Source organism: Caballeronia sp. GAWG1-1, from assembly GCF_023631465.1.
Lineage (GTDB): Bacteria > Pseudomonadota > Gammaproteobacteria > Burkholderiales > Burkholderiaceae > Caballeronia.
In genome coordinates this window covers 146,309-168,379 of sequence record NZ_JALQDB010000028.1, presented here as the reverse complement: position 1 = coordinate 168,379, position 22,071 = coordinate 146,309, and the positions used below count along the sequence as shown (strand labels likewise).

At 64.1% G+C, this 22,071-nt stretch carries 21 protein-coding genes; 10 read left to right on the top strand and 11 right to left on the bottom strand.

Translation table 11 applies throughout. The annotated features are described in order from the left end of the window. Positions 1–43: 43 nt before the first annotated feature. From NCT03_RS17130 to NCT03_RS17105, 6 genes are all read left to right on the top strand, one after another. Entirely contained in the window at positions 44–628 is a 585-nt protein-coding gene (locus tag NCT03_RS17130; RefSeq protein ID WP_250466727.1) for a DUF2760 domain-containing protein, read from the top strand. Continuing rightward, positions 625–2,508 (top strand): Hsp70 family protein, encoded by a 1,884-nt coding sequence (locus NCT03_RS17125; RefSeq protein WP_250493239.1) that lies wholly within the window; start codon positions 625–627, stop codon positions 2,506–2,508. Before NCT03_RS17130 ends, NCT03_RS17125 begins: the two co-directional genes overlap by 4 nt. Next, entirely contained in the window at positions 2,509–5,331 is a 2,823-nt protein-coding gene (locus tag NCT03_RS17120) for an Hsp70 family protein (protein WP_250493238.1), read from the top strand. Between the two features lie 159 nt (positions 5,332–5,490). After that, complete coding sequence (locus tag NCT03_RS17115; RefSeq protein ID WP_244828514.1) at positions 5,491–5,649, top strand: hypothetical protein; 159 nt, start codon at positions 5,491–5,493, stop codon at positions 5,647–5,649. A 333-nt stretch (positions 5,650–5,982) separates the two neighbouring features. Beyond that, positions 5,983–8,022 carry an ATP-binding response regulator gene (locus NCT03_RS17110; protein WP_250493237.1) on the top strand — a complete coding sequence of 680 codons (2,040 nt, stop codon included), beginning with the start codon at positions 5,983–5,985 and terminating at the stop codon, positions 8,020–8,022. Beyond that, the gene (locus NCT03_RS17105; protein WP_250493236.1) at positions 8,019–8,978 is read left to right on the top strand and encodes a nucleoside hydrolase; all 960 of its coding nucleotides are present in this window, start codon (positions 8,019–8,021) and stop codon (positions 8,976–8,978) included. The genes NCT03_RS17110 and NCT03_RS17105 overlap by 4 nt, the downstream gene beginning before the upstream one ends. A 115-nt stretch (positions 8,979–9,093) precedes the next feature. Here the strand turns inward: NCT03_RS17105 and NCT03_RS17100 are convergent, their stop codons facing one another. Both NCT03_RS17100 and NCT03_RS17095 read right to left on the bottom strand, forming a co-directional pair. Continuing rightward, positions 9,094–9,780 (bottom strand): alpha/beta hydrolase, encoded by a 687-nt coding sequence (locus NCT03_RS17100; protein WP_250493235.1) that lies wholly within the window; start codon positions 9,778–9,780, stop codon positions 9,094–9,096. A gap of 39 nt (positions 9,781–9,819) precedes the next feature. Next, a complete protein-coding gene (locus tag NCT03_RS17095; protein ID WP_244828519.1) occupies positions 9,820–10,209 on the bottom strand; it encodes an MAPEG family protein in 390 nt (129 codons plus the stop codon). Between the two features lie 132 nt (positions 10,210–10,341). On the opposite strand from NCT03_RS17095, the gene NCT03_RS17090 reads away from it, so the two are divergent. Then, on the top strand, positions 10,342–10,749 hold the full coding sequence (locus NCT03_RS17090; RefSeq protein WP_244828521.1) for a PPC domain-containing DNA-binding protein: 408 nt from the start codon (positions 10,342–10,344) through the stop codon (positions 10,747–10,749). Between the two features lie 42 nt (positions 10,750–10,791). On the opposite strand, the gene NCT03_RS17085 is transcribed toward NCT03_RS17090, so the two are convergent. The 3 genes from NCT03_RS17085 to NCT03_RS17075 all read right to left on the bottom strand — a co-directional run bounded on the left by NCT03_RS17085 (position 10,792) and on the right by NCT03_RS17075 (position 13,275). Further along, positions 10,792–11,634 (bottom strand): metallophosphoesterase family protein, encoded by an 843-nt coding sequence (locus NCT03_RS17085; protein WP_250466715.1) that lies wholly within the window; start codon positions 11,632–11,634, stop codon positions 10,792–10,794. Continuing rightward, positions 11,631–12,641: a diacylglycerol/lipid kinase family protein gene (locus NCT03_RS17080; RefSeq protein WP_250493234.1), complete on the bottom strand. Its 1,011-nt coding sequence runs from the start codon at positions 12,639–12,641 to the stop codon at positions 11,631–11,633. Before NCT03_RS17080 ends, NCT03_RS17085 begins: the two co-directional genes overlap by 4 nt. Positions 12,642–12,831: 190 nt before the next feature. Continuing rightward, positions 12,832–13,275: a CBS domain-containing protein gene (locus NCT03_RS17075; protein WP_244828530.1), complete on the bottom strand. Its 444-nt coding sequence runs from the start codon at positions 13,273–13,275 to the stop codon at positions 12,832–12,834. 355 nt (positions 13,276–13,630) lie between these two features. On the opposite strand from NCT03_RS17075, the gene NCT03_RS17070 reads away from it, so the two are divergent. Next, on the top strand, positions 13,631–14,590 hold the full coding sequence (locus NCT03_RS17070) for a chemotaxis protein (RefSeq protein ID WP_244828531.1): 960 nt from the start codon (positions 13,631–13,633) through the stop codon (positions 14,588–14,590). 136 nt (positions 14,591–14,726) lie between these two features. Here the strand turns inward: NCT03_RS17070 and NCT03_RS17065 are convergent, their stop codons facing one another. The 3 genes from NCT03_RS17065 to NCT03_RS17055 form a co-directional block, all read right to left on the bottom strand. Beyond that, on the bottom strand, positions 14,727–15,005 hold the full coding sequence (locus tag NCT03_RS17065) for a hypothetical protein (RefSeq protein WP_244828532.1): 279 nt from the start codon (positions 15,003–15,005) through the stop codon (positions 14,727–14,729). A 322-nt stretch (positions 15,006–15,327) separates the two neighbouring features. After that, entirely contained in the window at positions 15,328–15,774 is a 447-nt protein-coding gene (locus tag NCT03_RS17060; RefSeq protein ID WP_250493233.1) for a response regulator, read from the bottom strand. 82 nt (positions 15,775–15,856) lie between these two features. After that, positions 15,857–16,180: a hypothetical protein gene (locus NCT03_RS17055; RefSeq protein WP_244828535.1), complete on the bottom strand. Its 324-nt coding sequence runs from the start codon at positions 16,178–16,180 to the stop codon at positions 15,857–15,859. A 247-nt stretch (positions 16,181–16,427) separates the two neighbouring features. Here NCT03_RS17055 and NCT03_RS17050 point away from each other — a divergent pair, with 247 nt between their 5' ends. Further along, the gene (locus NCT03_RS17050) at positions 16,428–17,450 is read left to right on the top strand and encodes a transporter (protein WP_250493232.1); all 1,023 of its coding nucleotides are present in this window, start codon (positions 16,428–16,430) and stop codon (positions 17,448–17,450) included. 13 nt (positions 17,451–17,463) lie between these two features. Here the strand turns inward: NCT03_RS17050 and NCT03_RS17045 are convergent, their stop codons facing one another. Beyond that, entirely contained in the window at positions 17,464–17,931 is a 468-nt protein-coding gene (locus NCT03_RS17045; RefSeq protein ID WP_250493231.1) for a nuclear transport factor 2 family protein, read from the bottom strand. 107 nt (positions 17,932–18,038) lie between these two features. Between NCT03_RS17045 and NCT03_RS17040 the strand changes: the two genes are divergently transcribed. Beyond that, positions 18,039–18,611, top strand: a complete 573-nt coding sequence (locus tag NCT03_RS17040; RefSeq protein WP_250493230.1) for a TetR/AcrR family transcriptional regulator — start codon at positions 18,039–18,041, stop codon at positions 18,609–18,611. Here the strand turns inward: NCT03_RS17040 and NCT03_RS17035 are convergent. Both NCT03_RS17035 and NCT03_RS17030 read right to left on the bottom strand, forming a co-directional pair. Further along, complete coding sequence (locus NCT03_RS17035; protein WP_250493229.1) at positions 18,608–19,957, bottom strand: TolC family outer membrane protein; 1,350 nt, start codon at positions 19,955–19,957, stop codon at positions 18,608–18,610. The genes NCT03_RS17040 and NCT03_RS17035 overlap by 4 nt on opposite strands. After that, the gene (locus NCT03_RS17030) at positions 19,950–22,070 is read right to left on the bottom strand and encodes a peptidase domain-containing ABC transporter (RefSeq protein WP_250493350.1); all 2,121 of its coding nucleotides are present in this window, start codon (positions 22,068–22,070) and stop codon (positions 19,950–19,952) included. Before NCT03_RS17030 ends, NCT03_RS17035 begins: the two co-directional genes overlap by 8 nt. Position 22,071 lies beyond the last annotated feature (1 nt).

Sequence of the window (22,071 nt, the reverse complement as noted above, 5' to 3'; positions counted from 1 at the left end):
GGATAGGTCGTCCTCGCAAGCAGCCACAAGGAGCATCAAACACATGACCGACATGAATCCGTCCTTCTTCGGCAGGATAGGCATTGCCTTCGGAGCGTTCTTCGGCGTGCTCGGCAACGGCGCGTTCGCCGGCCGCGTGCAGCGCCTGCGCGAAGCCCCGCATGCGCCGGAAGCGCCCGTGCCCGCCGCCGCGCCGGTAGCAACCGCGCCGGTCGCGCCCAAGCCCGCGCCGTCGCCGCTGAAGGAATCGAGCCCCGTCGCCGCCTTGCAATTGCTCGGCCTTTTGCAGCGCGACGCCCGCTTCATCGATTTCGTCGAGGAAGACATCGCCAACTACAGCGACGCCGATATCGGCGCGGCCGCGCGTCTCGTGCACGACGGCTGCCGCTCGGTGCTGCGCGAACATTTCACCATCCAGCCTGTGCGCAACGAAGCCGAAGGCAGCCGCATCACGCTGCCCGAAGGTTTCGACGCCAGCGCCGTGCGGGTGACCGGCAACGTCGTCGGCAAGCCGCCGTTCTCGGGCAATCTCAGCCATCGCGGCTGGAAGGTCGCTGAAACACGTCTGCCGAAGCTCGCGGACCAACACGACGCGAGCATCGTCGCACCGGCCGAGGTGGAGCTATGAGCGATCATCACGAAGAGAACGCGCCGCGCTATTCCATCGGCGTCGATCTCGGCACCACGCACTGCGCGCTGTCCTACGTCGACTTGTCCGCAAGCGACGGCGAGAAGACCGCGCAAGGCGTGCTGTCCATCGCGCAATTGACGGCGCCTGGCGCGGCCGAGGAGCGCGAGTTGCTGCCTTCGTTTCTGTATCTGCCGCATCCGAGCGAACTCGCGCCCGGCGATCTGACCTTGCCGTGGACGCAGGAGCGGCCGTTTATCGTCGGTGAGCTGGCGCGCAGCCGGGGCGCTGGCACGCCCATCCGCCTCGTCTCCAGCGCGAAAAGCTGGCTCTGCCATCCGGGCGTGGATCGTCGCGCGGCCATCCTTCCCGCCGATGCCCCCGAGGAAGTCGAACGCGTCTCGCCGCTCGAAAGCTCGGTGCGCTATCTCACGCACTTGCGCGAGGCATGGAATCACGCGCATCCGGACGCGCCTTTCGATCAGCAGGACGTCACCGTGACGATTCCCGCTTCCTTCGACCCCGCCGCCCGCGAACTCACCGCCGAAGCCGCGGCGGCGGCCGGCTATGCGCGCATGACGCTGCTCGAAGAACCGCAAGCCGCGCTCTACAGCTGGATTCAGAAGTCGACGGGCGGCTGGCGCAAGCAAGTGAAAGTGGGCGATGTGATTCTCGTCGTCGATGTCGGCGGCGGTACCACCGATCTCTCGCTGATCGCCGTGGTGGAGCGTGAAGGCAATCTCGAACTGCATCGCGTCGCGGTCGGCGAACACATCCTGCTGGGCGGCGACAACATGGACCTGGCGCTCGCGCATATCGTCGCGCGCAAGCTCGCGGCCGCCGGCACGCAACCCGATCCGTGGCAACTGCGCGCGCTCACTTATGCGTGCCGTTCGGCCAAGGAAACGCTGCTCACCCATCCGGACACGGAAACCGTGCCGCTCGTCGTGCCGAGCCGTGGCTCGAAGCTGATCGGCGGCTCGCTGCGCACCGAGCTCACGCGCGCCGAACTCACGCAGATCTTGCTCGAAGGCTTCTTCCCGCAAGTCGATGGCAGCGCGCGCCCGGTCAGCCGCGCACGCGCCGGTCTCACGCAACTCGGTCTGCCCTATGCGCAGGATGCCGCCGTGACGCGTCACCTCGCCGCGTTCCTTGGCCGTCAGGTGAACGCGCTCGCGGAAATCGAAGGCTTGCCGCACGAAGCCCCGCAAGGCGCGACGCTGCTGCATCCGACCGCGGTGCTCTTCAACGGCGGCGTGTTCAAGTCGCCGCTCCTGGTCGAGCGCGTCATGTCCACGCTCAATTCATGGCTCGCCGCCGAGAACGCGCCCGCCGCGCGTCTGCTCGAAGGCGCGGACCTCGATCTGGCGGTGGCGCGCGGCGCGGCCTATTACGGCTACGTGCGGCGCGGCAAGGGCGTGCGCATTCGTGGCGGCACGGCACGCGCATACTACGTCGCGGTCGAGTCGGCAATGCCTGCCGTGCCCGGACTCGAACCGCCCGTGCAGGCACTGTGCGTGGCGCCTTTCGGCATGGAGGAAGGCACGGAGGCCGCGCTGCCCGCGCAGGAGTTCGGGCTCGTGGTCGGAGAGCCGGTGCATTTCCGCTTCTTCGGCTCGTCGGTGCGCCGTCAGGACGAGGTGGGCACGCTGCTCGAATACTGGCAGCCGGACGAAGTGCAGGAACTCGAGGAGATCGAGGCATCGCTGCCATCGGAAGGGCGCACGCCCGGCGAAGTCGTGCCGGTCAAGCTGCACGCGCGCATCACCGAGGCCGGCACGCTCGAACTCGAAGCCGTGCCGCGCGGATCGTCCGAGCGCTGGAAGGTCGAGTTCGACATGCGCGGCGGCGTGAGCGCCGACTCGGGCATGGGCCTGTAAGTGCCGGCGCGCAAGAGGGCGGCGGGCGCGCGCTATCGCGTCGGCATCGATCTGGGCACGAGCAATACCGTCGTCGCCTATGCCGAAGCGGGCTCGGACGAGATTCGCGTCTTCGAGATGGAACAGCTCGTGAGTCCGGGCGAAGTGGCGGCGCGCCCGCTCCTGCCGTCGTTGCGGTATCACGCGGCGGCGGGAGAACTGAACGCGAGCGACTTGCAGTTGCCGTGGCCCCGTGACGCAAACGCCGGGGCACAGCCCGAAGTGGTCGGCCAGCTCGCGCGCGTGCTCGGCGCGCAGGTTCCGGGCCGGCTCGTTTCGAGCGCGAAAAGCTGGCTCTCGCATGCTTCGGTGGATCGTGTCGCGCAAATTCTGCCGTGGGGCGCGGGCGACGACATCGAAAAGATCTCGCCCGTCGCCGCGAGCGCGAGTTATCTCGCGCATGTGCGCGCGGCGTGGAACCATCGCTTTCCGGGCTCGCCGCTCGAAGCGCAGGACCTCGTGCTCACCGTGCCCGCATCGTTCGATGAAGGCGCGCGCGCCCTCACGCTCGAAGCGGCGCGCATGGCCGGGCTTACGGCGCTGCGCCTGCTGGAGGAACCGCAGGCGGCGTTCTACGACTGGCTGTTTCACCATCGCGAAGAGCTCGCCGATGAACTCGCGGCCACGCGGCTCGTGCTCATCTGCGATGTCGGCGGCGGCACGACCGACCTCACGCTGATCCAGGTCGAGATGGACGGCCCGGAGCCGCGCCTGACGCGCATCGGCGTGGGCAACCACCTGATGCTCGGCGGCGACAACATGGACCTGGCGCTTGCGCATCTGGCGGAGCGGCGCCTTGCCGGCAACGATCAGGAGCGCCTCTCCGCCGCGCGTCTTTCGCAACTCGTCGAACGTTGCCGCGCGGCCAAGGAGCAATTGCTCGGCGCCAACGCGCCGGACAAGGCCACGATCACGCTGCTCGGCGCGGGCTCGAAGCTGATCGGCGGCGCGCGTTCCACGGAAGTGACGCGCGAGGAGATCGCGCGGATCATCGTCGATGGCTTCTTTCCGATGGTCGCGCCCGACGAGCGTCCGCGTCGCGCGCGCGGGGGTATCGTCGAATTCGGGCTGCCTTATGCAAGCGATGCCGGCGTCACGCGGCACGTCGCGGCGTTTCTCGCGCAACACGCCACGCAGGCGCGCGAGGCGTTGGGCGAAGCGGCATCTGACCAAGCCAGCTTGCCCGTTCCCGACACGCTGCTCCTGAACGGCGGCGTGTTTCGCGCCGAACCGCTTGCGAGCCGTATCGCCGAGGCGCTCGGTTCATGGCGCGGCGCGCCGGTCCACGTGCTCGCCAATCACGATCCGGACGTTGCCGTGGCGCGCGGCGCGGTCGCCTATGCGCTCGCGGGCGCGGGCCGCGCACCGAAGATCGGCGGCGGCTCCGCGCGCAGCTACTTCCTGCTGCTCGACGAAGACAAGAGCGACGCTGGCGAGCGCGGCGTCTGCGTGCTGCCGCGTGGCACCGAGGAAGGTCAGGCCATCCATCTGGCGGACCGCACCTTCGCGTTGCGGCTCGGCGCGCCGGTGCGCTTTCACCTGGTGTCTTCGGTGGCGGATGCGACGTTCAAGGCAGGAGAGATCGCCGATGTCAGCGCCTCGGCCGGCGACTTCGTGCGCTTGCCGCCCATCGCCACGGTCGTCGATCCGCGCGGCCAGGAGGCGAATCACGCGCACAAGCCCAACGAGACGCCCGTGCAATTGACGACTTCGCTCACTGAAGTCGGCACGCTGGAGATGCACTGCATCGCCACCGACGATCCCGCCAAACGCTGGCTGCTCGAATTTCAATTGCGCCGGGAGAATGCGTCGAACGACGCGGCGGCAAGCGAAACGCATCCTGCGTTGCCGAAAGCCATCGATCTGATCGACCGCACTTTCGGCGCGCGTTCACAGGACGTCGGCCCGAAGGAGATCAAGCGCCTGCGCGCGCTGCTCGAACAGGCGCTCGGCCCGCGCGATAGCTGGGATCTCGCGCTCTTGCGCGAGCTTTACGGCGCGCTGTGGGACCGCGCGAAACGCCGCCGCCGTTCCGCCGATCACGAACGGCTGTGGCTCAACCTGACGGGCTATTGCTTGCGGCCGGGCTTCGGTCATCCGCTGGATGACTGGCGCGTCGAGCAATTGTGGACGCTCTTCGACCAGGGCATCCAGTACGGCAACGAAAGCCAGATCTGGTCCGAATGGTGGACGCTATGGCGGCGCGCGGCAGGCGGTCTGCCCGAAGCCGCGCAACTGCGCCTGCTCGACGACATGGCCTTCGTGCTTCAGCCGCCCGGCACGAGCCGCTATCGGCGCGCGGCGGGCGCTGCGCGCGCGGGCTATGAAGACATGGTGCGGCTCGCGGCATCGCTCGAACGCGTGCCGGTCGCGCGCAAGATCGAAACCGGCGAATGGCTGCTCACGCGGCTGAAGAAGCCTTCGGAGAACGTGCAGAGCTGGTGGGCGGTCGGGCGGATCGGCGCGCGGCAACCGTTCTACGGCAGCGCCCATGGCGTCGTGCCGCCCGAGACGGCGACCGCCTGGCTCGGCACGATCCTCGCGCTCGACTGGAAGAAGGTCGATCCGGCGGCGTTCGCGGCCGTGCAGATCGCGCGCATGACGGGCGACCGTTCGCGCGACCTTCCCGACGACATCCGCGCCGCCGTCGTGCAGCGCCTGGAGACGATGGGCGCGGCGGAAGCGTGGATCGCCATGGTCCGCGAAGTCGTCACGCTCGATCGCGCCGACGAAGGCCGCGTGTTCGGCGAGGCGTTGCCGGCAGGGCTCAAGCTCATCGGCTGAACTGGCGTCGATGCGGCGCGTCGAGACCGCGAATTGCTTCGCTCTCAGAAGCTTTTTGCGAAAGACGGCGCGAAAGCCTTGCGCCGTCTTGATTCCCGGCTATGCGCGACCTATGGTTATCAGTGTGTTCGTCCTGGACACACACTGAAGGAGGTCATCATGCCATCCCCACGCAAGGCTCAAGCGAGCAATCCCGCCGAAACCGAAATGTCGAGCCGCAAGAAAACGGCCGGTCCCAAGGCATCGCCGCCCAAGGCAGCGGGCGCCAAGGAAACGCAGGTCGCCAAACGCAGCACCAAGGCCAAACCGAAATCGTGAATGCGCGAGGCGCGGTATCGCGCACTCTCGCGCGGTACGGTTAGCCCTCGTCATCGCGCGGGGGGCATCGGTCGTGGCTGTCCTTCGATACGGCGAGCAGGCATGCCCGGCTCGCCGTTCGACTGATCCGGTTCGAGATACACCGGTTGCTTTGCGCGTCGACTCTCTCCTCCTTCCCCGCCGCTGCCGTCCAAAGCCATCTTTTTTCAGCGTCCGCCCGCCAAAAGCTCGCATTAATTTCCGTTTTTAACGGTTGATGCCTAAAAAAAGGCGTATTGGTAAGACCAAGTTGGCCTACAGTAGATATCCCCGAAACCGCGACTCGAACAAGCGATGGCCGTCCCTCAACGCGCCGAACGTGTGCGCACTCCCGAGATTTTCTCCGCCGCGCGAGAAGCGGGGCTCAGTCTCGTTCGCAATCTTTCCATTCCGGCCGCTTTCGCCGACCGCGCGCTGGAAGCGCAATTCCTCGAAGATCACGCGCAGCGCTTCTGCGCGTTCCGGCGCGCATCCGCGCTGCTCGCGCTCGTCATCTGGACCTGCTTCCTCTGGTGGGACTTCAGTTTCTCGCAAGGCAACAGCGCGCTGAACGGGCGCCTGTCCGACATTCTGGCAATCCGCTTTGCGGGCATCGTGTTGCTGATTCTCGAATGCTGTCTCGTCCTGCGGCCCTCGTTCCGATCGCACGCGATGTCCGAGAAGGTCATCCTCACGGGCATCTACGGGCTCTTGTGTCTGATCCTCGCGCTCTTCGCGATCACGCCCTCGCCCTATAACTACACGCAGCATTTCACGGGGCTGTGCCTCGCGCTCTTCGTGCAGTTCAGCTTCTTCTATCTGCGCTCGCGGGTCGTGCTGACGGCGGGCATCGTCACCATGGCGTCGATCGTGGTGCTGCAGCTCACCGCGCATCTGCTCAATCCGGAGAATTTCTTTGCCGGACTGTTCTATATGTTCAACGTGATCGTGGTCGGCCACGGCGTCTGCGTGCACGCCGAACGCGTCTCGCGCGAACGCTTTTCCGCCGAGCGCGCGCTCGCCTCGCTCAACGACGAACTGCGCGCCGCGAACGGCTCGCTCGCGCGCAAGAACGACGAGTTGGAGATCTCCAGGAAGGACCAGGAGAACAAGACCACGGCATTGCTCGCGTTGCGCGAACAGCAGATGATCGCCGCGCAAACCGCGAGCCGCGAGAAGTCCAATTTCCTCGCCGCCGCGACCCACGATCTGCGCCAGCCAATGCACGCGCTCAACCTGTTCCTGCAAGCCGCCGCCGAGGCCATCCGCAACGGCGAGTTCGAGCAGGCGGAACGGCTCATCGACGAATGCGGGCGCTCGTCGATCATTCTGGCGCGGCTCTTGAATGCCGTGCTCGATCTCTCGCGGCTCGAATCGGGCCGCGTGGTGCCGCGATATCACGTGTTCGACGTGCGGCGAACCATCGAGGAAGCCGTCGAACAATTGCGTCCGTTCGCCATGAGCCGTGGCGTCGACTTGCGGCTGCGGCTGCCGAAGTCGGAAGTCGTCTGCGTGCGAAGCGACGCGCACTGGCTCGGACGCGCCATCGCCAATCTGATCTCGAACGGCATCAAGTACGCCGATCAAAGCAAGAGCGCCAGCAAGACCGCCAAGCCCACCGTGATCGTCGGCGTGGTGCGCTCGCCGACGCGGGCGCGCATCGACGTGCTGGATAACGGCATCGGCATTCCGGCCGATTATTTCGACGCCATCTTCCAGCCCTTCTTCCAGGTCGACAACCCGGAGCAAGATCGCGACAAGGGGCTGGGACTCGGCCTGTCTATCGTCAATGCGGTCATTTCGATGCTGGACGAACACCGCATCGAGCTCAAGTCCACCGAAGGGCGCGGTTCGCGTTTCTCACTGGAAATGCCGCAGTGCGGACCGACGCTCGACAAGCCGTCCACGCGCGCGCCTGCATTGTCCGAGGCGAACGAAGCGGCGGCGCTGAGCGGGCGCTACGTGCTGCTCGTGGAAGACGACGGCCTCGTGCGCGCATCCACCGAGGCGCTGCTTTCGCAATGGGGCGTGCTTTACGACTCCGCCGCGACCTTCGACGAGTTCGAAACCATTCTCGCGGACATCGAGCGCTTCCCGGATCTCATCATCACCGACTACCGCCTGCGCGACTCCAAGACCGCGCGCGAAGTGGCCATGCTGGGCACCGCAAGGCTCGGCCGTCCGTGTCCGTGTCTGGTCGTGACGGGCGAACCGTCGGCCACCATCGTGCCGCTCGCGTGCGAGCAGGACGTGCTGAGCAAGCCCGTGAGCCCGGCGGAATTGCGCCGCGGCATGGTCGCGTTGATGCCGAACGCAGCCGCCGGCCAGAGCGCTTGCGAGGCAGCCATCGCATGAGTGTGCACAAGGTCATCTACGACACCGACCCCGGTATCGACGACGCTATCGCGCTCGTGTTTCAGACGTTGCATCCGCGGATCGAACTCATTGGCATCACGAGCGTGTTCGGCAATGCGGATATCCATACGACGACCGCCAACGCGCTCTATCTTGCATCGCGTTTCGCGCCGAACGTGCCGGTCGTGCGCGGCGCGGCGGCGCCTTTGCAACGCGCCGCGCCCGAACCGATTCCGCATATCCACGGCGACGATGCGCTCGGCAACGTCGAGCGCACGGAAGCCGTCACGGTGAAGGAGGACGGGCGCGCGGCACATCGGTTCATCATCGAGAAGGTGCGCGCGGAGCCGGGCGAAATCACGCTGCTCGCGGTCGGGCCGCTCACGAATCTCGCGCTCGCGTTGCGAGACGATCCGGAGATTGCATCGCTCGTGCGCGAGGTCGTCGTCATGGGCGGCGCGTTCGGTTACAACGGCGCGCTCGGCAACGTGACGCCCGCCGCCGAGGCGAACATCCATGGCGACCCGGAAGCGGCCGATATCGTCTTCGGCGCGCCGTGGAAGGTGTCGATCGTCGGGCTCGATGTAACGCATGAAACCGTGATGACGAACGCGTTTCTCGCCGATGTGCGGGACAGCGCAGGCGATGCCGGCCGGTTCGTATGGAACGTCTCGCGCTTTTACGAGCGCTTTCACGCGAACGACGGCGAGACGCGCGGCATCTACGCGCACGATTATTCGGCGGCCGCTTTCGTCGTCGCGCGCGAACTGTTCACGACGAGAAGCGGGCCGGTGCGCGTGCTGACCGAAGGTATCGCGGCGGGTTTGACTGTGCAAAAGCCCACGTCGATGCGTGCCAGCGCGCCGGATTGGGACACGCGGCCATCGTGCGACGCGTGTATCGGCGTCAATGCGGACGCGGTGCTCGAACTCTTTGCTCGGACATTGCGCGGCTGACGTGCTCGTCTAGTGCGCCGCTTCTTTCATGCAACCGGCGCGCGCCGCGGCAATGCCGACGCGCTGCGGCTTGCACCTTGCCGAAGCGGATCGGCGGGCATACCAACGCGGCGCTTCAACCCTCGCGCAACCGTGCACCCAGCCACTCGCGCAGCGCTTCCACTTCCTCCATGCAGACCGAATGCGGCATCGGATACGTATTCCATTCCACCGTGCAGCCCTGCTCGCGCGCGAATTCCACGGCTTCCTCGCCTAGCCGCACGTTGAGTACGTCGTCGAAGCTGCCGTGCGCGGCGAAGATCGGCGTGTCGCGGTTCGCCTCGCTGAACGAGGCATCGATCAAGCCTTTCGACGGGATATAACCCGACAGCACGATCAGCCCCGCGAGCTTTTCCGGATGCGTGAGTCCCGCCTGATAGGTCATCGCGCCGCCCTGCGAAAAGCCGGCGAGAAAGATGCGCTCGGAGGCGATGCCGCGCGCGTTCTGCTGCGCGACGAGTTCGCGCACGAAGGCCACAGACGTCTCGATGCCCGCCTCGTCCACGCGCCGGTTGATACCTTCGAACGACAGGATGTCGTACCACGCGCGCATCACGTAGCCGTTGTTCGCGGTTACGGGAATCTCCGGCGCGTTCGGAAACACGAAGCGCATGGCGGGGGCATCGGCCAGACGCAGTTCGGGCACGAGCGGCACGAAGTCGTTGGCATCCGCGCCGAGTCCGTGCATGAGGATCACCGCGAACTCGGGGTCCGGCGCGGTTTCGACTTCCACTACCGATGGATCGTACGGTTGTGCGGACATGCAATCACTCCCTTGAGGTCGATCACGTTCAATCACGCGTCAGATGATGGGCACGAGCAATAACACGATACCCACGATGGAAATGAGCCACACCAGCGAGCGCACGAACGGCACACCGCCCGCATAAAGCGGCACGTAGCACAGGCGCGCGACGAAATACATGAGCGCGCCATAGTGCGTAAGCGCATTTTCGCGCCCGGCGACATGCACGATCAGCACCGCGACAGCGAAGATCGGCAAGGTCTCGAAAAGGTTCGATTGCGCTCGCATCAGACGCCCGGTGAGCTTGCGCGGCGGCGGCGCCGGGCCGTCGCGCGGACCGGCGTTGTATCTGAGGCCCGTCTCCTTGTTGCGCAAGAACGCGGGCAGCAGCACTTGCACGAGAGCGAGGATGAGCGTCCAGGCCAGCATCGTCAGTTCGAAACTCATGGCGTCTCCATTCGGTTTGTTGGCGATGCAAGCGACGGTCCATCATGCCATCGGGCCGTGCGAACGTGTACCCTTGTTGGCATTCCTTCGACTTACGCTCATTCTCACGCTCACGCTCGCGGTGAATCTTCCATGCACACGCTTACCCTGCGTCTTTCTCCCGGCGATGACCTGCGCCTCGCGCTCGATCTCGCAGTTCGCTCGCAAAAAAGCGCGCAAGAAGCGGGCGCGGCGTTCGTCCTGCAAGGCATTGGCAGCTTGAGCGTGGCTGCCTTGCGCTATGCCGGGCGCGACGAGGCAACCGTTCTGCGCGGCGACCTCGAAATCTTGACGCTGGCGGGATCGCTATCGGCGGATGGGCCGCATCTGCACATGAGCATCTCCGATGCCGATGGCCGCGTCTTCGGCGGCCACGTCACGGCGGGATGCATCGTGCGCACGACGGCGGAAGTGCTGATCGCAAAGTTGCCGGACGAGCGCTACACGCGTGAGCACGATCCCGCGACAGGTTTCGCGGAACTCGTCATCCGGCGTACATAGCTTCCTGAGTTGCAGCAGCACGAAGCGCTCCAAGAGCGTCGATCAGGCGGATGCGACTGTTGCCGGTTCGGCGGCGGCGCTATCCAGCGCGAGATCGTGACGCGCGATCAGCTCGAAGCGCTCGCTCGTTTCCACATAGTCCCAGCGCTCGACGGTCGTGCTGCGCGTACCCGAAGACCCGTCGTAGCGAATCACGTTCACCGAATTGTCGATGGTCCCGCGCGTGCGCCGGGACAGCGCCGTGCCCGCCTGCACCGCCCACAGCTTGCGCGGCAGGCCGGCGAAGGTATCGTGCAGCGGCAACACGTAGGGCAGATGAATATGGCCGCCGAGAATGAGATCGGCGCCCGCGCGCGCCCAGCGCTGCACGGCGCGCTCGTGTCCATGCAGAAGGTTGGCCTCGTCTTTCGCGCGCGTGACCGCAACCGGCTGATGCGTGACCACCACGCGCAATTGCTTCGCGCTTGCCGCTTCGAGCCGCGCGGAAACGCGTTTGACCTGTTGCATCGAAATTTCGCCGTCCTTGTGACGGAACGGACGCGTGGTGTTCACGCCGAGCACGAGCAGCGTGTCCGATTCGAACGACGGCTCGAGCTCCGCGCCGAACACGCGCTGATGATTCGCATACGGACGAAAAAGCCGCGCGAGCGGATTGAAGAGCGGAATGTCGTGATTGCCGGGAATGACGAGCCGGGGCCGCGTGCCGAGGGCATCGAAGAACGCGCCCGCCAGCGCGAACTGATACCGCCGCGCGCGCTGCGTGATGTCGCCCGAGACGACGACTAGATCGGGCGAGATGGCATCGGAAAGCCGCAAGAGCGCCGCCACCACCGTCGGGCGTTCGGTGCCGAAATGCGGATCGGATATTTGCAGCAAAACGTTCATGAGCGATTGGCTTCGGCCACGACCGGCTCGGGTTTGAGCAGCAGCAATGGCTTGTCGGAAACGCGGAATTCCAGCGGCATCTGCAGCCACGCCACTTCGCCATCGGTTGCGATCTTCACGCGACGGCGTCGTCCGGACGGATGCGTCACCGTAATGCGCTCGAATGTGAAACTCGTCACGTGATCGGAGTCGGATAGCCGCCCTGCCGCGCCGCGCAAGGACAGGAACAGATGCGCGAGCCGCCCGACCGGACGCGGCGCAATGGCGACGAGCAAGCCATGTTCCAGTGCGCCGGCTTCGGCCATGCCGATCTGTTCGAGTTGCAGCCGGTTGTTGCCGACGAAGAGCGTCGATGAACGGATGTCGCGCACTTTCCCTTCATGCTCGATATGCAGCCGCAAATGCCGATGCCGCCGCAATAGCGTGTTGAGCGCGGACCACAGCGCGACCAAACGGCTGCGGCCGAATTGCTGCTTGTAGGTTTCGCGATCTTCCAGCAGCTTGGGATAAAGCCCGAGACTCGCATTGACGATGAACATCTGGCCGTTCACGTAGCCCACCTGCGCGGGAAATACGCGCGCTTCGAGCAACAGGCGGGTGGAAAGCTCGAGATCGGCGGGAATACCGTGATCGCGACTGAAGTAATTGAACGTGCCGCGCGGCAGCACCGCGAATGGCACGCCGCGCGTAAGCGCCGCTTCGGCCACGGCGCATAGCGTGCCGTCGCCACCGGCACCGACCAGCACGCCGCCCTGATCGAGCGCCAGTTGTGCCGCCTCGCGCGCGGCGGCGGGCAAACGGCCGGGGTCATCGACGACGCACATTTCGAAGCGCCGGCCCGCCGCGCCAAGTTCGCGGTCCAGCACGGCGCGAGTTTCATCGGCCTGCTTGCGGCCCGATCCCGCGTTCATCACGATAAAAAACGGCGCGTGCGGCGCAAGTGTCTGCCCTTGTTCCGCGCCTCGAGCAGGTTCGGCGGGTATGACGGGTGTGGCGGTCGGGGTCATCGGCAGCGCTCCTGGCATCGTGCGATTCGTCCCGCCTGGCCGCCGACGTGCCGTGGAAGCGCGCTTAAGACGCCACGTCCCGCCGACACGCACGCAACTAAGCCCGGCGAGTATCTGCCGAATCATAACAAAATGCTTACAGCTGCATGACGAGACGCACGCGCAAGCGTGCGCCATCGCTCAAGGCAGATCAGGTATGTTCGCCGCCGCGAATGTAGTACTCGAGCTGCTGAATGGTGAACTGCTGCTCGGAGATGATGTTCTTCACCAAGTCCCCGATGGAAATCATGCCGGTCAGCTTGCCGTCTTCGATCACCGGCAAATGGCGCATGCGCTTTTCCGTCATGAGCGCCATGCAGTCGTCCGTGGTCTGGTCGGGGCGGACGTAACGCACGTGCGAGGTCATGATGTCGCGCACCGGCGTCTGCTTGGACGAACGGTCCATCAGCACGACCTTGCGCGCATAGTCGCGCTCGGTCACGATCCCGACGATCTCCTCGTTCTCCGTGACGATCACCGCGCCAATATGGCGGTCGGCCATCAATCTGATTGCATCGTAGACCGATGCAGTTGCCGCGATCGTGATGACCGTCTGATCGGGTTTGGAACTGAGTACCTGTGCGACTGTTGCCATCGAGCGCCTCCGTCTGGCTTCGCGCGGCTCACCGGCCGATGAACACGCGCTTTTGTTGTGCGGAACCGATGTTGCGCGTAACGGGCGAGGCAGTTCGTCGTGCGACATGTAGCGCGGGCTTAAAAGTGACCGGCTGCATCGGCGAAAGTCCGACCGTGGAAAAAGTATAGATCAACCCCGGCTCGCGGATATGCGCCCGTCCGCTCGCATGTTTGTGCAAGCCCGCTGGACTTGCGTTTGCGCGCGCAAGGCGCGTCGCCTTCAGTTTTGTCGATTCGTGCCGCTAATCAGACACGCGCGCCGCGATGCGCGCATCAAGCGGCGCAATGAGGCGCCGCTCATGGAGATGACAAAGGTGAGCAGTTCACAACAGGATATCGAGCAGCGCGTGCGGCTCGCGGGCAGCAACATGTTCGAGCTGCTTCTGTTCAGGCTCGGCGAGGCGCCGGGTTCGGAACAGCGCGAGCTCTACGGCATCAACGTGTTCAAGGTGCGCGAGATTCTCGCGATGCCGACGATCACCGCCGTCGCGGGATCGAGCGCGGAAATTCTCGGCGTCGCCGACATTCGCGGGCAGATCATTCCCGTGATCGATCTGGCGCGCATCACCGGATGCCGGCCGAAAAACGGTCCGAAGATCCTGCTCGTCACCGAGTTCGCGCGTACCACGCAGGGCTTCGCGGTCGAGGAAGTCGATGACATCGTGCGGCTGGAGTGGAATCAGGTGCTGTCGGCGGAATCGCATTCGGGCGGCAGCACGGTAACGAGCTTCGCGCGGCTGGACGGCAACGTCGACGGATCGCGTCTTGCGCAAGTGCTGGATGTCGAGCGCATCGTGCGGGAAGTGCTGCCGGGGCAGGAATCGGATATCACCGAGGAAAGCACCGGCCGCCTGCGGCTCAAGCCCGGCGCGCGCGTCCTCGCCGCGGACGACTCGGGCGTGGCGCGCTCGCTCATCGGACAGAGCCTCACCGCGATGGGCGTGCCCTTCGTCATGACCAAGACCGGTCAGGAAGCGTGGGACGTGCTGGAATCGGCGCTCAGAAAGGCGCAGAAAGACGGCACGGAAGTGTCGGATCAGATCGCGCTCGTGCTGACGGACCTGGAAATGCCGGAAATGGACGGCTTCACGCTCACGCGACGGATCAAGGCGGAATCCGGTTTGCAGCATATTCCGGTGGTGATCCACTCGTCGCTTTCGGGTTCCGCGAACGAGCAGCACGTTCGCAAAGTCGGAGCGAATGCGTATGTGTCGAAGTTCGAGGCTTCCGAACTCGCAACCGTCATGCGCGGCGCATTGGCCAACGCGGCCTGAAAACCGAGCGATCAAACGAAATCGGCGCCCGAGAAAACAGACCTTGTGAGTCTGTTTCTCCGGGCGCCGTTTTCTTTGCTTATTGCGTACTGGTCAGTCCGTTTAGCCGAATGATAATCCGGCCGGACTGCTTCGATCAGTGACCGAAGAAAACCGAGTTTGCGTTGTTGTCGCCGTTGGCTTGCGCACGATTGCCCGATTGAGCCAGCGAGTCACGCGAACCGCCGAAAGCGCGGTTGTCGCCATGAGCCGCTTCTTCAGCAGCAATGGTTTGTGCGCTCGGGCCTTGTTGCGAGCTCGGCGCGCCGACTGCCGGACGGTAGAACGGAGCCGGGCCGTAGCCGCTTGCAAATGCGGGTGCTGCGAGCGTGGCGGAAGCGGCGATCAAGAGAGTAGCGATAAGATTGCGTTTCATGGTGAGCTCCAAAGACGGTTGACGTTCAATCAGAAAGCGCCGCAGCGGTCTTGCGAGAAACTGTCTGCTACGTCGATGAAATGCAGTGTATACCCCTACTATCGTTTTTTTATCTCGATATCTTTCAATACACTTTTCACGCTGAACCAACAATCGCTGGCAGCACGATTGTGCTTAAATTCTGAGCAGCCTTTTCGGATAAGGGTTTGCGGACGATGCAGTCCAGCAGCGGCGCGAGCTTTGTTTAGCGGGGGCAAAACGATTATTTATCGCACGAGCGTGCAATAGACGGGTAACTCGGGCTGATTTCCGGCGTTATCTCTCAATGCACCTGCACGAGCTTTTCGATGAGCCGCACGAGCGCGGCCGGCGAACTGCCCTTCTGGCAATAACCGTCGAAACCGGCGTGAAGCCCTTGCGTCCTGACGAGTTCTTCACCGAGCGCGGTAAACGCAATGATCCCGGCGTCGCGCGTCTGAGCCACGCGGCGCAAGACGCGGGCGGTGGCGAAACCGTCGTGCTCGGGCATGGTGATATCGAGAATGACGATATGCGGGCTCCAACGATCCACCGCGTGCAGCGCCTCCAGGCCGCCGAGCGCGACGCGCGTGTCGAAGCCATCGGCGAGAAAGGCGGCGGAGAGTGCCTCGGCGCTCGTGGCGTTGTCATCCACGATGAGAATGCGCCATTGCTTACGGTCGACGTCGACGCTGCGGTTGGTCCACAGCGAACACGGTTGAGAAGACGAGGTCAGCGAAGTCAGAGGCATGGCAATCCGGCAAATTCATTTTGCCGAACAGCCAGCAGGTTTCGGACCAGAGACGCGCGCCGCCGCTTCTCGGCGTGCGCGGTCAGTCTTTTTTGCTTTTGCGACGCTTGCCCGCGACCACTTCTTCGCGGTCACGCAGGCGCGCGTTTGCTTCCACGAGCGATGCGGCGTCGTGCTGACGCAAGGCCAGATCGAGTTCGCCGAGCGCCGCGAAAACCGCGTCCCGCTCCGCTTCTTCGTTTTCCGCCACGCGCCGGGCTTCCTTGTCGATCCGCTTGAAAAGCTTGCCGCCAAAGCGCGTATCCACCGCGCCTTCGCGCACGAGAACAGCGATCACCGAAGCCAGCCGGACCACGCCTGCTGCCGTGGTTTGCGTATCGCCATCCAGTTCATCACGGTCGTCCACTCTTGCCTCTCCCCGGTTTGGGCAAATGAATCGCGTCGATATCGTCCGATGCGAGGGCGCGCCGCGCCCTTCTTGCGTTGCGCCATGATACGCCCGCTTTGTGACAGCCATATTTGCACGGGTATGAAGAACCTGGCTCGCGCGCCCCATTCGACAGACGCGCGAGCAATGGCACACTAACGCCTGCCGCCCTGTCACGCCAGTCGATATCGATGACGCCGTTTAGCCACTGCCACCGACCGCCCGCATGAATCCCGCTACCCTGCATAGACCGTCCTACGGCTCCGACTTCTCCGGCCTCGTCTGCGGCTTCCGGTTTCATCTCGACCAGCCGGGCGTTGCCATCGACGCCGACACCGCGAGCGCCTGGCTCGCCCGCGACGATACGTCGAAGGAATTCATCTGGCTGCACTTCGATCTCGCCAATAGCGCGTGCGAACGCTGGATGCGCACGCGGCTCGGCCTTCCCGACGCGTTCTTCGAGACGCTCAGCGAAGGCTCGCACTCGACGCGCATCGAGCATAAGGAAGGCGCGTTGTTCGCCGTCATCAACGATGTGATCTTCAACTTCGAACTGACGCCGTCCGAGATCGCCACCTTGTGGGCGTACACGCATCACAAGATTCTCGTCACCGCGCGCATGAAGCCGCTGCGTTCCGTGGACTCCCTGCGCGAATCGGTGCGACGTGGCGAGCTGTTTCGTTCGCCCGCGGAATTACTCGCGCATCTGCTGCGCGATCAGGCGGAATTGCTCGTGCAGATCGTGCGGCGCACGAGCGTGGAAGTGGACGGCATAGAAGACCGCTTTCTGTCGCTGCATTCGCCCACGAGCCGTTCGGATCTCGGCGCGTTGCGACGCGTGCTCGTCAGGCTGCAACGCCTGCTCGCGCCGGAACCGGGCTCGGTATTCCGGCTGCTTGCGCGTCCGCCGCGCTGGCTGCACGCGCAGGACATTCAGGAATTGCGCGACGCCACCGAGGAATTTTCGCTCGTGCTCAACGATCTCGCGGGACTCGTCGAGCGCATCAAGCTCTTGCAGGAAGAGATCGCGACGCGCATGGACGAGCAGAGCAATCGCACGCTGTTCACGCTGACGCTCGTGACCGTGCTCGCGTTGCCGATCAATATCGTCGCGGGTTTTTTCGGCATGAACGTGGGCGGCATTCCGCTCGCGGAAAATCATCACGGCTTCTGGCTGCTCGTGTTGATCGTCGCGAGCTTTACCGTGCTCGCGGGATGGTGGGCGTTTCGCCGCCGTCGCAACATGTGAGCGTACGCGCGTGTTAAAAGCCGAGATCGCTCAGGCCGGGATGGTCGTCCGGCCGACGTCCGAGCGGCCAATGATATTTGCGATCCGCTTCCCGAATCGGCAAGTCGTTGATCGACGCGTGGCGGTGCGTCATGAGACCCGCCTCGTTGAATTCCCAGTTCTCGTTGCCATAACTGCGATGCCAGTGGCCCGAATCGTCGTGCCATTCATAAGCGAAACGCACGGCAATGCGATTCCCCGTAAACGCCCACAGTTCCTTGATGAGTCGATAGTCCAGTTCGCGATCCCACTTGCGCTGCAGGAACGCTTCCACGGCAGCGCGCCCGTCGACGAATTCCGCGCGATTGCGCCAGCGGGTGTCCTGGCTATAAGCCAGTGCGACTTTCTTCGGGTCGCGCGTGTTCCAGCCATCTTCGGCGGCACGGACTTTCTGCACGGCGGTTTCGGCGGTAAACGGCGGGAACGGCGGTTTGCTTTCCATGGCGAACTCTCCTTTGCGCTCTGACGTGTAGTCGATATAGGGAGACAGGTCTGTCTACCTGCGGCCTACTCTAGCGCAGGTAGACGAACCTGTCTACAATCGATTGCATGAATACGCATAACGAAGTCACGGAACTCACGCCCGACGCGCGCATCCTGCAAACGGCTCACGATCTCTTCTATCGCGACGGCATTCGCGCGACCGGCATTGACCGGGTGATCGCGGAATCGGGCGTCGCGAAGAAAACGTTCTACCGTTATTTTCCGAGCAAGGACGATCTGATCGTCGCGTTCCTCGCGTTCCGTCACGAGAACTGGATGACGTGGTTTCGCGACGCGCTCGCGCGTCACGGCGGCTCGCTCTCAGCGCTCGTGCCCGCGCTTGCCGAGTGGTTCGGCGGCGACACGTATCGCGGCTGCGCGTTCATCAATTCGGTGGTGGAAGTGGGCGGCACGTTGCCGCCGGCCGTGGATATCGCGCGGCGGCACAAGCGGGATATGACAGCGGCAATTCGCGCACTCATGCCGGCATCGCGCACAGCCAAGGCCGATGCACAAGCGCTGGCGCTCGCCGTGGATGGCGCCATAGTCGCCGCGCAATTCGCCGACTCCCCCGCCGATGCATTGAAGGCGCTCGCACGCGTGGTGCGAGCGGTGAAACGCGGAGCGAGCGCGGACTAGAACGACCCGCCGCTCGCTTTCGCCGATTCCGTGAGCGCCGTCTGCGCGCTGCAACACAACTTCGCGTTCATGGCCTCGATATCGTTCGTGCTCAAGGTCGCGACATCGGCCTTCAGTTTCAGGAACGCGACGATGGCATCGTAGCGAGAGCGCAGCAGATCGCGGCGCGCGGTGTAAAGCGCGTCGATGGATCGAAGCACATCCGTGCCCGAACGGCTGCCGACCTTGTAGCCGATCTGCGTGGCATCCAGCGTGTCTCGCGAGGATTGCACGAGATGCGTGAGCGAATCCACCCGAATCCGTTGACGCGTATAGCGAGCAAAGTTGTCGCGCGCGGACGCTTCTGCTTGCCTGGATGCCAGCAGATACGCCTGCTCCTCCTTGTCCGCGAGCGCGAGCGTCTGCTTCACGCGCGCCTGAACCTCGCCGCCCGAGAACAGCGGTATCTGCACCTGAAACATGGCCGTGGTGGTAGTCGTAGGCCGTGAGTAGCCGGATGCAGCGCCCGCAGGCTGATAAGTGCCCGTAATGCTTGCGACGGGATAATGCGCGGCGCGCGCCTTCGCGGTATCGAACTTCGCGATCTCCCAGCCGAGTTGCTTCGACTGTACCGAATAGTTGGACGCCTTCGCCTGCTCGGTCCACGACTCTTCGCCGTCGGAAAGGGCGGGCAAGGTCATGCCTGGGGGCAACGCAAGTAACGCCGAGAACGGCTGGCCGGTGACTTGCTCGACCGCGCGGCGTTTCGTCGATACATCTTCCTGCGCATCCGCCTGCTGCAATTGGGCTTGTTCGCGCGCGGTGTCGGCTTCTCGCTGGTCGATGAGCGTGGCCTCACCCGCCGCCCGCTTGCGACGCACCTGATCGAGCTGCAAGTCGATGGCCGCGAGATAGTCCGCCGTGCGCTTCTGCTCGTCTTCCGCGGCGAGTTCATCGAAATAAGCCTGCACCGCGCGAAGGATCGACGCCTGTTGCGCCCCCGCGAAGTCCACCGCGCCTTGCGCCACCGTGAAATCCGCCTGACGATACGCGGTCCACTTGCTCCAGTCGAAGAGCGGTTGCGAGACGGTCACCATCCAGCCGTTCTGCCAATAGTCCTGACGCGGAAAGCCGTCCATGACGATGCGGTTATACGCGCGTCCCCAGCCGCCTCCGACTTGCGGCAGCAATGCGGCGCGCGCGATCGGCACCGCTTGCTTCGCGGCCTCGTAGCTTGCGCGCGCCTGCGCGAATTCGGCGTCGTGACCGAGCGTTTGTTGAACGACCGCCATGAGATCGTCGGCATGGGCGAACGACGCGTGTATCAACATACCGAGCAGCAAGATGCGCTTCAACGATTTATGCATGAGCTTCTTCTTCCGGCGTCGCAACCACGGGCGCTTGGCCTTCGCGCACGAGTCCACCATCCTCGAAGCGATAGCGCGTATCGAAAGCCGAAGCCAGCGACATATCGTGCGTAATCACGACGACGGTGCGATCGAGATTGCGCAACAACCCGGCGATATGCTTCACCGATGCAGGATCGAGATTCGAGGTCGGTTCGTCGAGCAGCAATAGCTCTCGATTTTGATAGAGCGCGCGCGCCAGCAACAGACGCTGCCGCTGCCCCGCTGAAATATTCGCGATGGTGTCGCTGATGACAGTGCGCGTTCGCATTGGCAAACGCATGATGTCGGGTAACAAGCCGACGTCGTCGAGCAGCTTGTGGATGCGCTCCTCGTCCGCCTGGCCCGTGAAGAGCGTGATGTTGTCCGCGATCGATCCGTGCAGGATGATGTCGCCCTGACGCATATGCGCTTGATGCCGGCGGATTTCATCGACGGCGAGATTCGGCCAGGCGATGTCGTTGAGCGCGATATGCCCTTCCTGCAACGGCTCGGCCGCCGACAGTAACTTGAAGAGCGTGGACTTGCCGCTACCCGACGGCCCCGTGATGACGATCTTGTCACCCTTGCGCACTTCGAAGCTCGCGTTCTTCAGAACCGGTTGGTCCGAAATGCCATAGCTAAACGTCACATCGCGCACGTCGATACGCTCGAAATGACGCACTTCGGTGGCACGCTGCGCATCCGCGAGCGGCGTATAGCGTTCGTTCTCGTTCTCGGCGATATCGTCCACGCGCGCGGTCGGCACGCTCAGCATGAAGTACTGGAACATCGCGTTGATGGCGCTCGCAAAGCGCTCCGACATCAGCGACTTGTAGATCAGAAACGAATAGAACACGCCGACCGACACCTTGCCGCCCAGCATGAGACGCGCCGCCAGATACGTGATGATGATGGTATCGGCATAATTGACGAGCTTGAGCATGCCGTCGCGCGTGCAGGTCAGCCGGCTGCTCTTGAGAAGCGCCGCTGCATAAGCCTTGTAGACGGTCATATAGATGGCCGTGCGGCGGGTCTCGCCTTGCGCGAGCTTGAGCAGCGAAGCCGCGCGGATGGTCTCGATCAGCGAGTCGTCGCAACGAGCCGAGGTTTCGAGCACGAGCGCGTGATTGTCGCGCATGGCCGCGAACATGCTGAGCGCAACCGCCACATACACGGCGAAAACGACGAGCGCGACCACGGCAAGCTGGCGGCTCTGAATGAACATGAGCACGAGCGCGAGTGCGCCGACTGCCAGGTCGATATGCAAGGAAATGGCGGAGCGCGTCGCGAACACGCTGATCTCGTCCTGCGCCTTCACGCGCGCGAAGACGTCGCCGACGTGACGCTTCTCGAACCATGACATGGGATTGCGCAGCAAATGGCCGATCAGCCCCTCGGTCATGTTGATCTGCGTGACGTTGTAGAGCAATTCGGTCAGATACTTCTGCACGAATTCGCTCAGCGCGCCAAGCACGAAGATGCTTGCGAACGTCATGATCAGCACGTTCAGCAAGTTGCGATTGTCCGCGGCGACCACGTAGTCGAGCACCAGATTGCCGAAGTACGGCGCGGCGAGAATGGCGAACTGACTGCCGAGCGCGACGAACAGCACCTTGGCGATGAGCGCCGTGAGGTCCGGATTCAGTGCGCGCACGCGCTTCAACGCTGCGGGCACGCGCGATTTCGCGCGGATGCGCGGCATTTGCGGCGTAGGCGCAAACTCCAGCAGAAAGCCGGAGACGGCGGAGCGGAACGTGTCCATCGAGATACGCCGGCGGCCGCTTGCCGGATCGAGCACGCGCACGTAGCCGTGACTCGCCTTTTCGAACACCACGAAGTGCGAGCCGCCGAAATGCATGAGCGAGCCCCTCTTGACCTGCGAGAGATCGTTGGGATCGAACCGGTATGCCTGCACTGCAAGGCCGAAATCGGTGGCGACATCGTACAGGTCCATCAAGCTCAGCCCGTTCGCCGAAATGGGCTTGTAGCTCGACAACTCGCGTACTTCGGTCGCCCGGCCGTGATGCGACAGCACCATGGCCAGACACGCATAGCCGCATTCGGCCACTTCATTCTGATAAATAACCCGCACC

Coding starts and splice junctions, on each gene's coding strand:
- NCT03_RS17130 (WP_250466727.1), top strand. CDS start 44: ATGACCGACATGAATCCGTCCTTCTTCGGCAGGATAGGCATTGCCTTC.
- NCT03_RS17125 (WP_250493239.1), top strand. CDS start 625: ATGAGCGATCATCACGAAGAGAACGCGCCGCGCTATTCCATCGGCGTC.
- NCT03_RS17115 (WP_244828514.1), top strand. CDS start 5,491: ATGCCATCCCCACGCAAGGCTCAAGCGAGCAATCCCGCCGAAACCGAA.
- NCT03_RS17110 (WP_250493237.1), top strand. CDS start 5,983: ATGGCCGTCCCTCAACGCGCCGAACGTGTGCGCACTCCCGAGATTTTC.
- NCT03_RS17105 (WP_250493236.1), top strand. CDS start 8,019: ATGAGTGTGCACAAGGTCATCTACGACACCGACCCCGGTATCGACGAC.
- NCT03_RS17100 (WP_250493235.1), bottom strand. CDS start 9,780: ATGTCCGCACAACCGTACGATCCATCGGTAGTGGAAGTCGAAACCGCG.
- NCT03_RS17095 (WP_244828519.1), bottom strand. CDS start 10,209: ATGAGTTTCGAACTGACGATGCTGGCCTGGACGCTCATCCTCGCTCTC.
- NCT03_RS17090 (WP_244828521.1), top strand. CDS start 10,342: ATGCACACGCTTACCCTGCGTCTTTCTCCCGGCGATGACCTGCGCCTC.
- NCT03_RS17085 (WP_250466715.1), bottom strand. CDS start 11,634: ATGAACGTTTTGCTGCAAATATCCGATCCGCATTTCGGCACCGAACGC.
- NCT03_RS17080 (WP_250493234.1), bottom strand. CDS start 12,641: ATGACCCCGACCGCCACACCCGTCATACCCGCCGAACCTGCTCGAGGC.
- NCT03_RS17075 (WP_244828530.1), bottom strand. CDS start 13,275: ATGGCAACAGTCGCACAGGTACTCAGTTCCAAACCCGATCAGACGGTC.
- NCT03_RS17065 (WP_244828532.1), bottom strand. CDS start 15,005: ATGAAACGCAATCTTATCGCTACTCTCTTGATCGCCGCTTCCGCCACG.
- NCT03_RS17060 (WP_250493233.1), bottom strand. CDS start 15,774: ATGCCTCTGACTTCGCTGACCTCGTCTTCTCAACCGTGTTCGCTGTGG.
- NCT03_RS17050 (WP_250493232.1), top strand. CDS start 16,428: ATGAATCCCGCTACCCTGCATAGACCGTCCTACGGCTCCGACTTCTCC.
- NCT03_RS17045 (WP_250493231.1), bottom strand. CDS start 17,931: ATGGAAAGCAAACCGCCGTTCCCGCCGTTTACCGCCGAAACCGCCGTG.
- NCT03_RS17040 (WP_250493230.1), top strand. CDS start 18,039: ATGAATACGCATAACGAAGTCACGGAACTCACGCCCGACGCGCGCATC.
- NCT03_RS17035 (WP_250493229.1), bottom strand. CDS start 19,957: ATGCATAAATCGTTGAAGCGCATCTTGCTGCTCGGTATGTTGATACAC.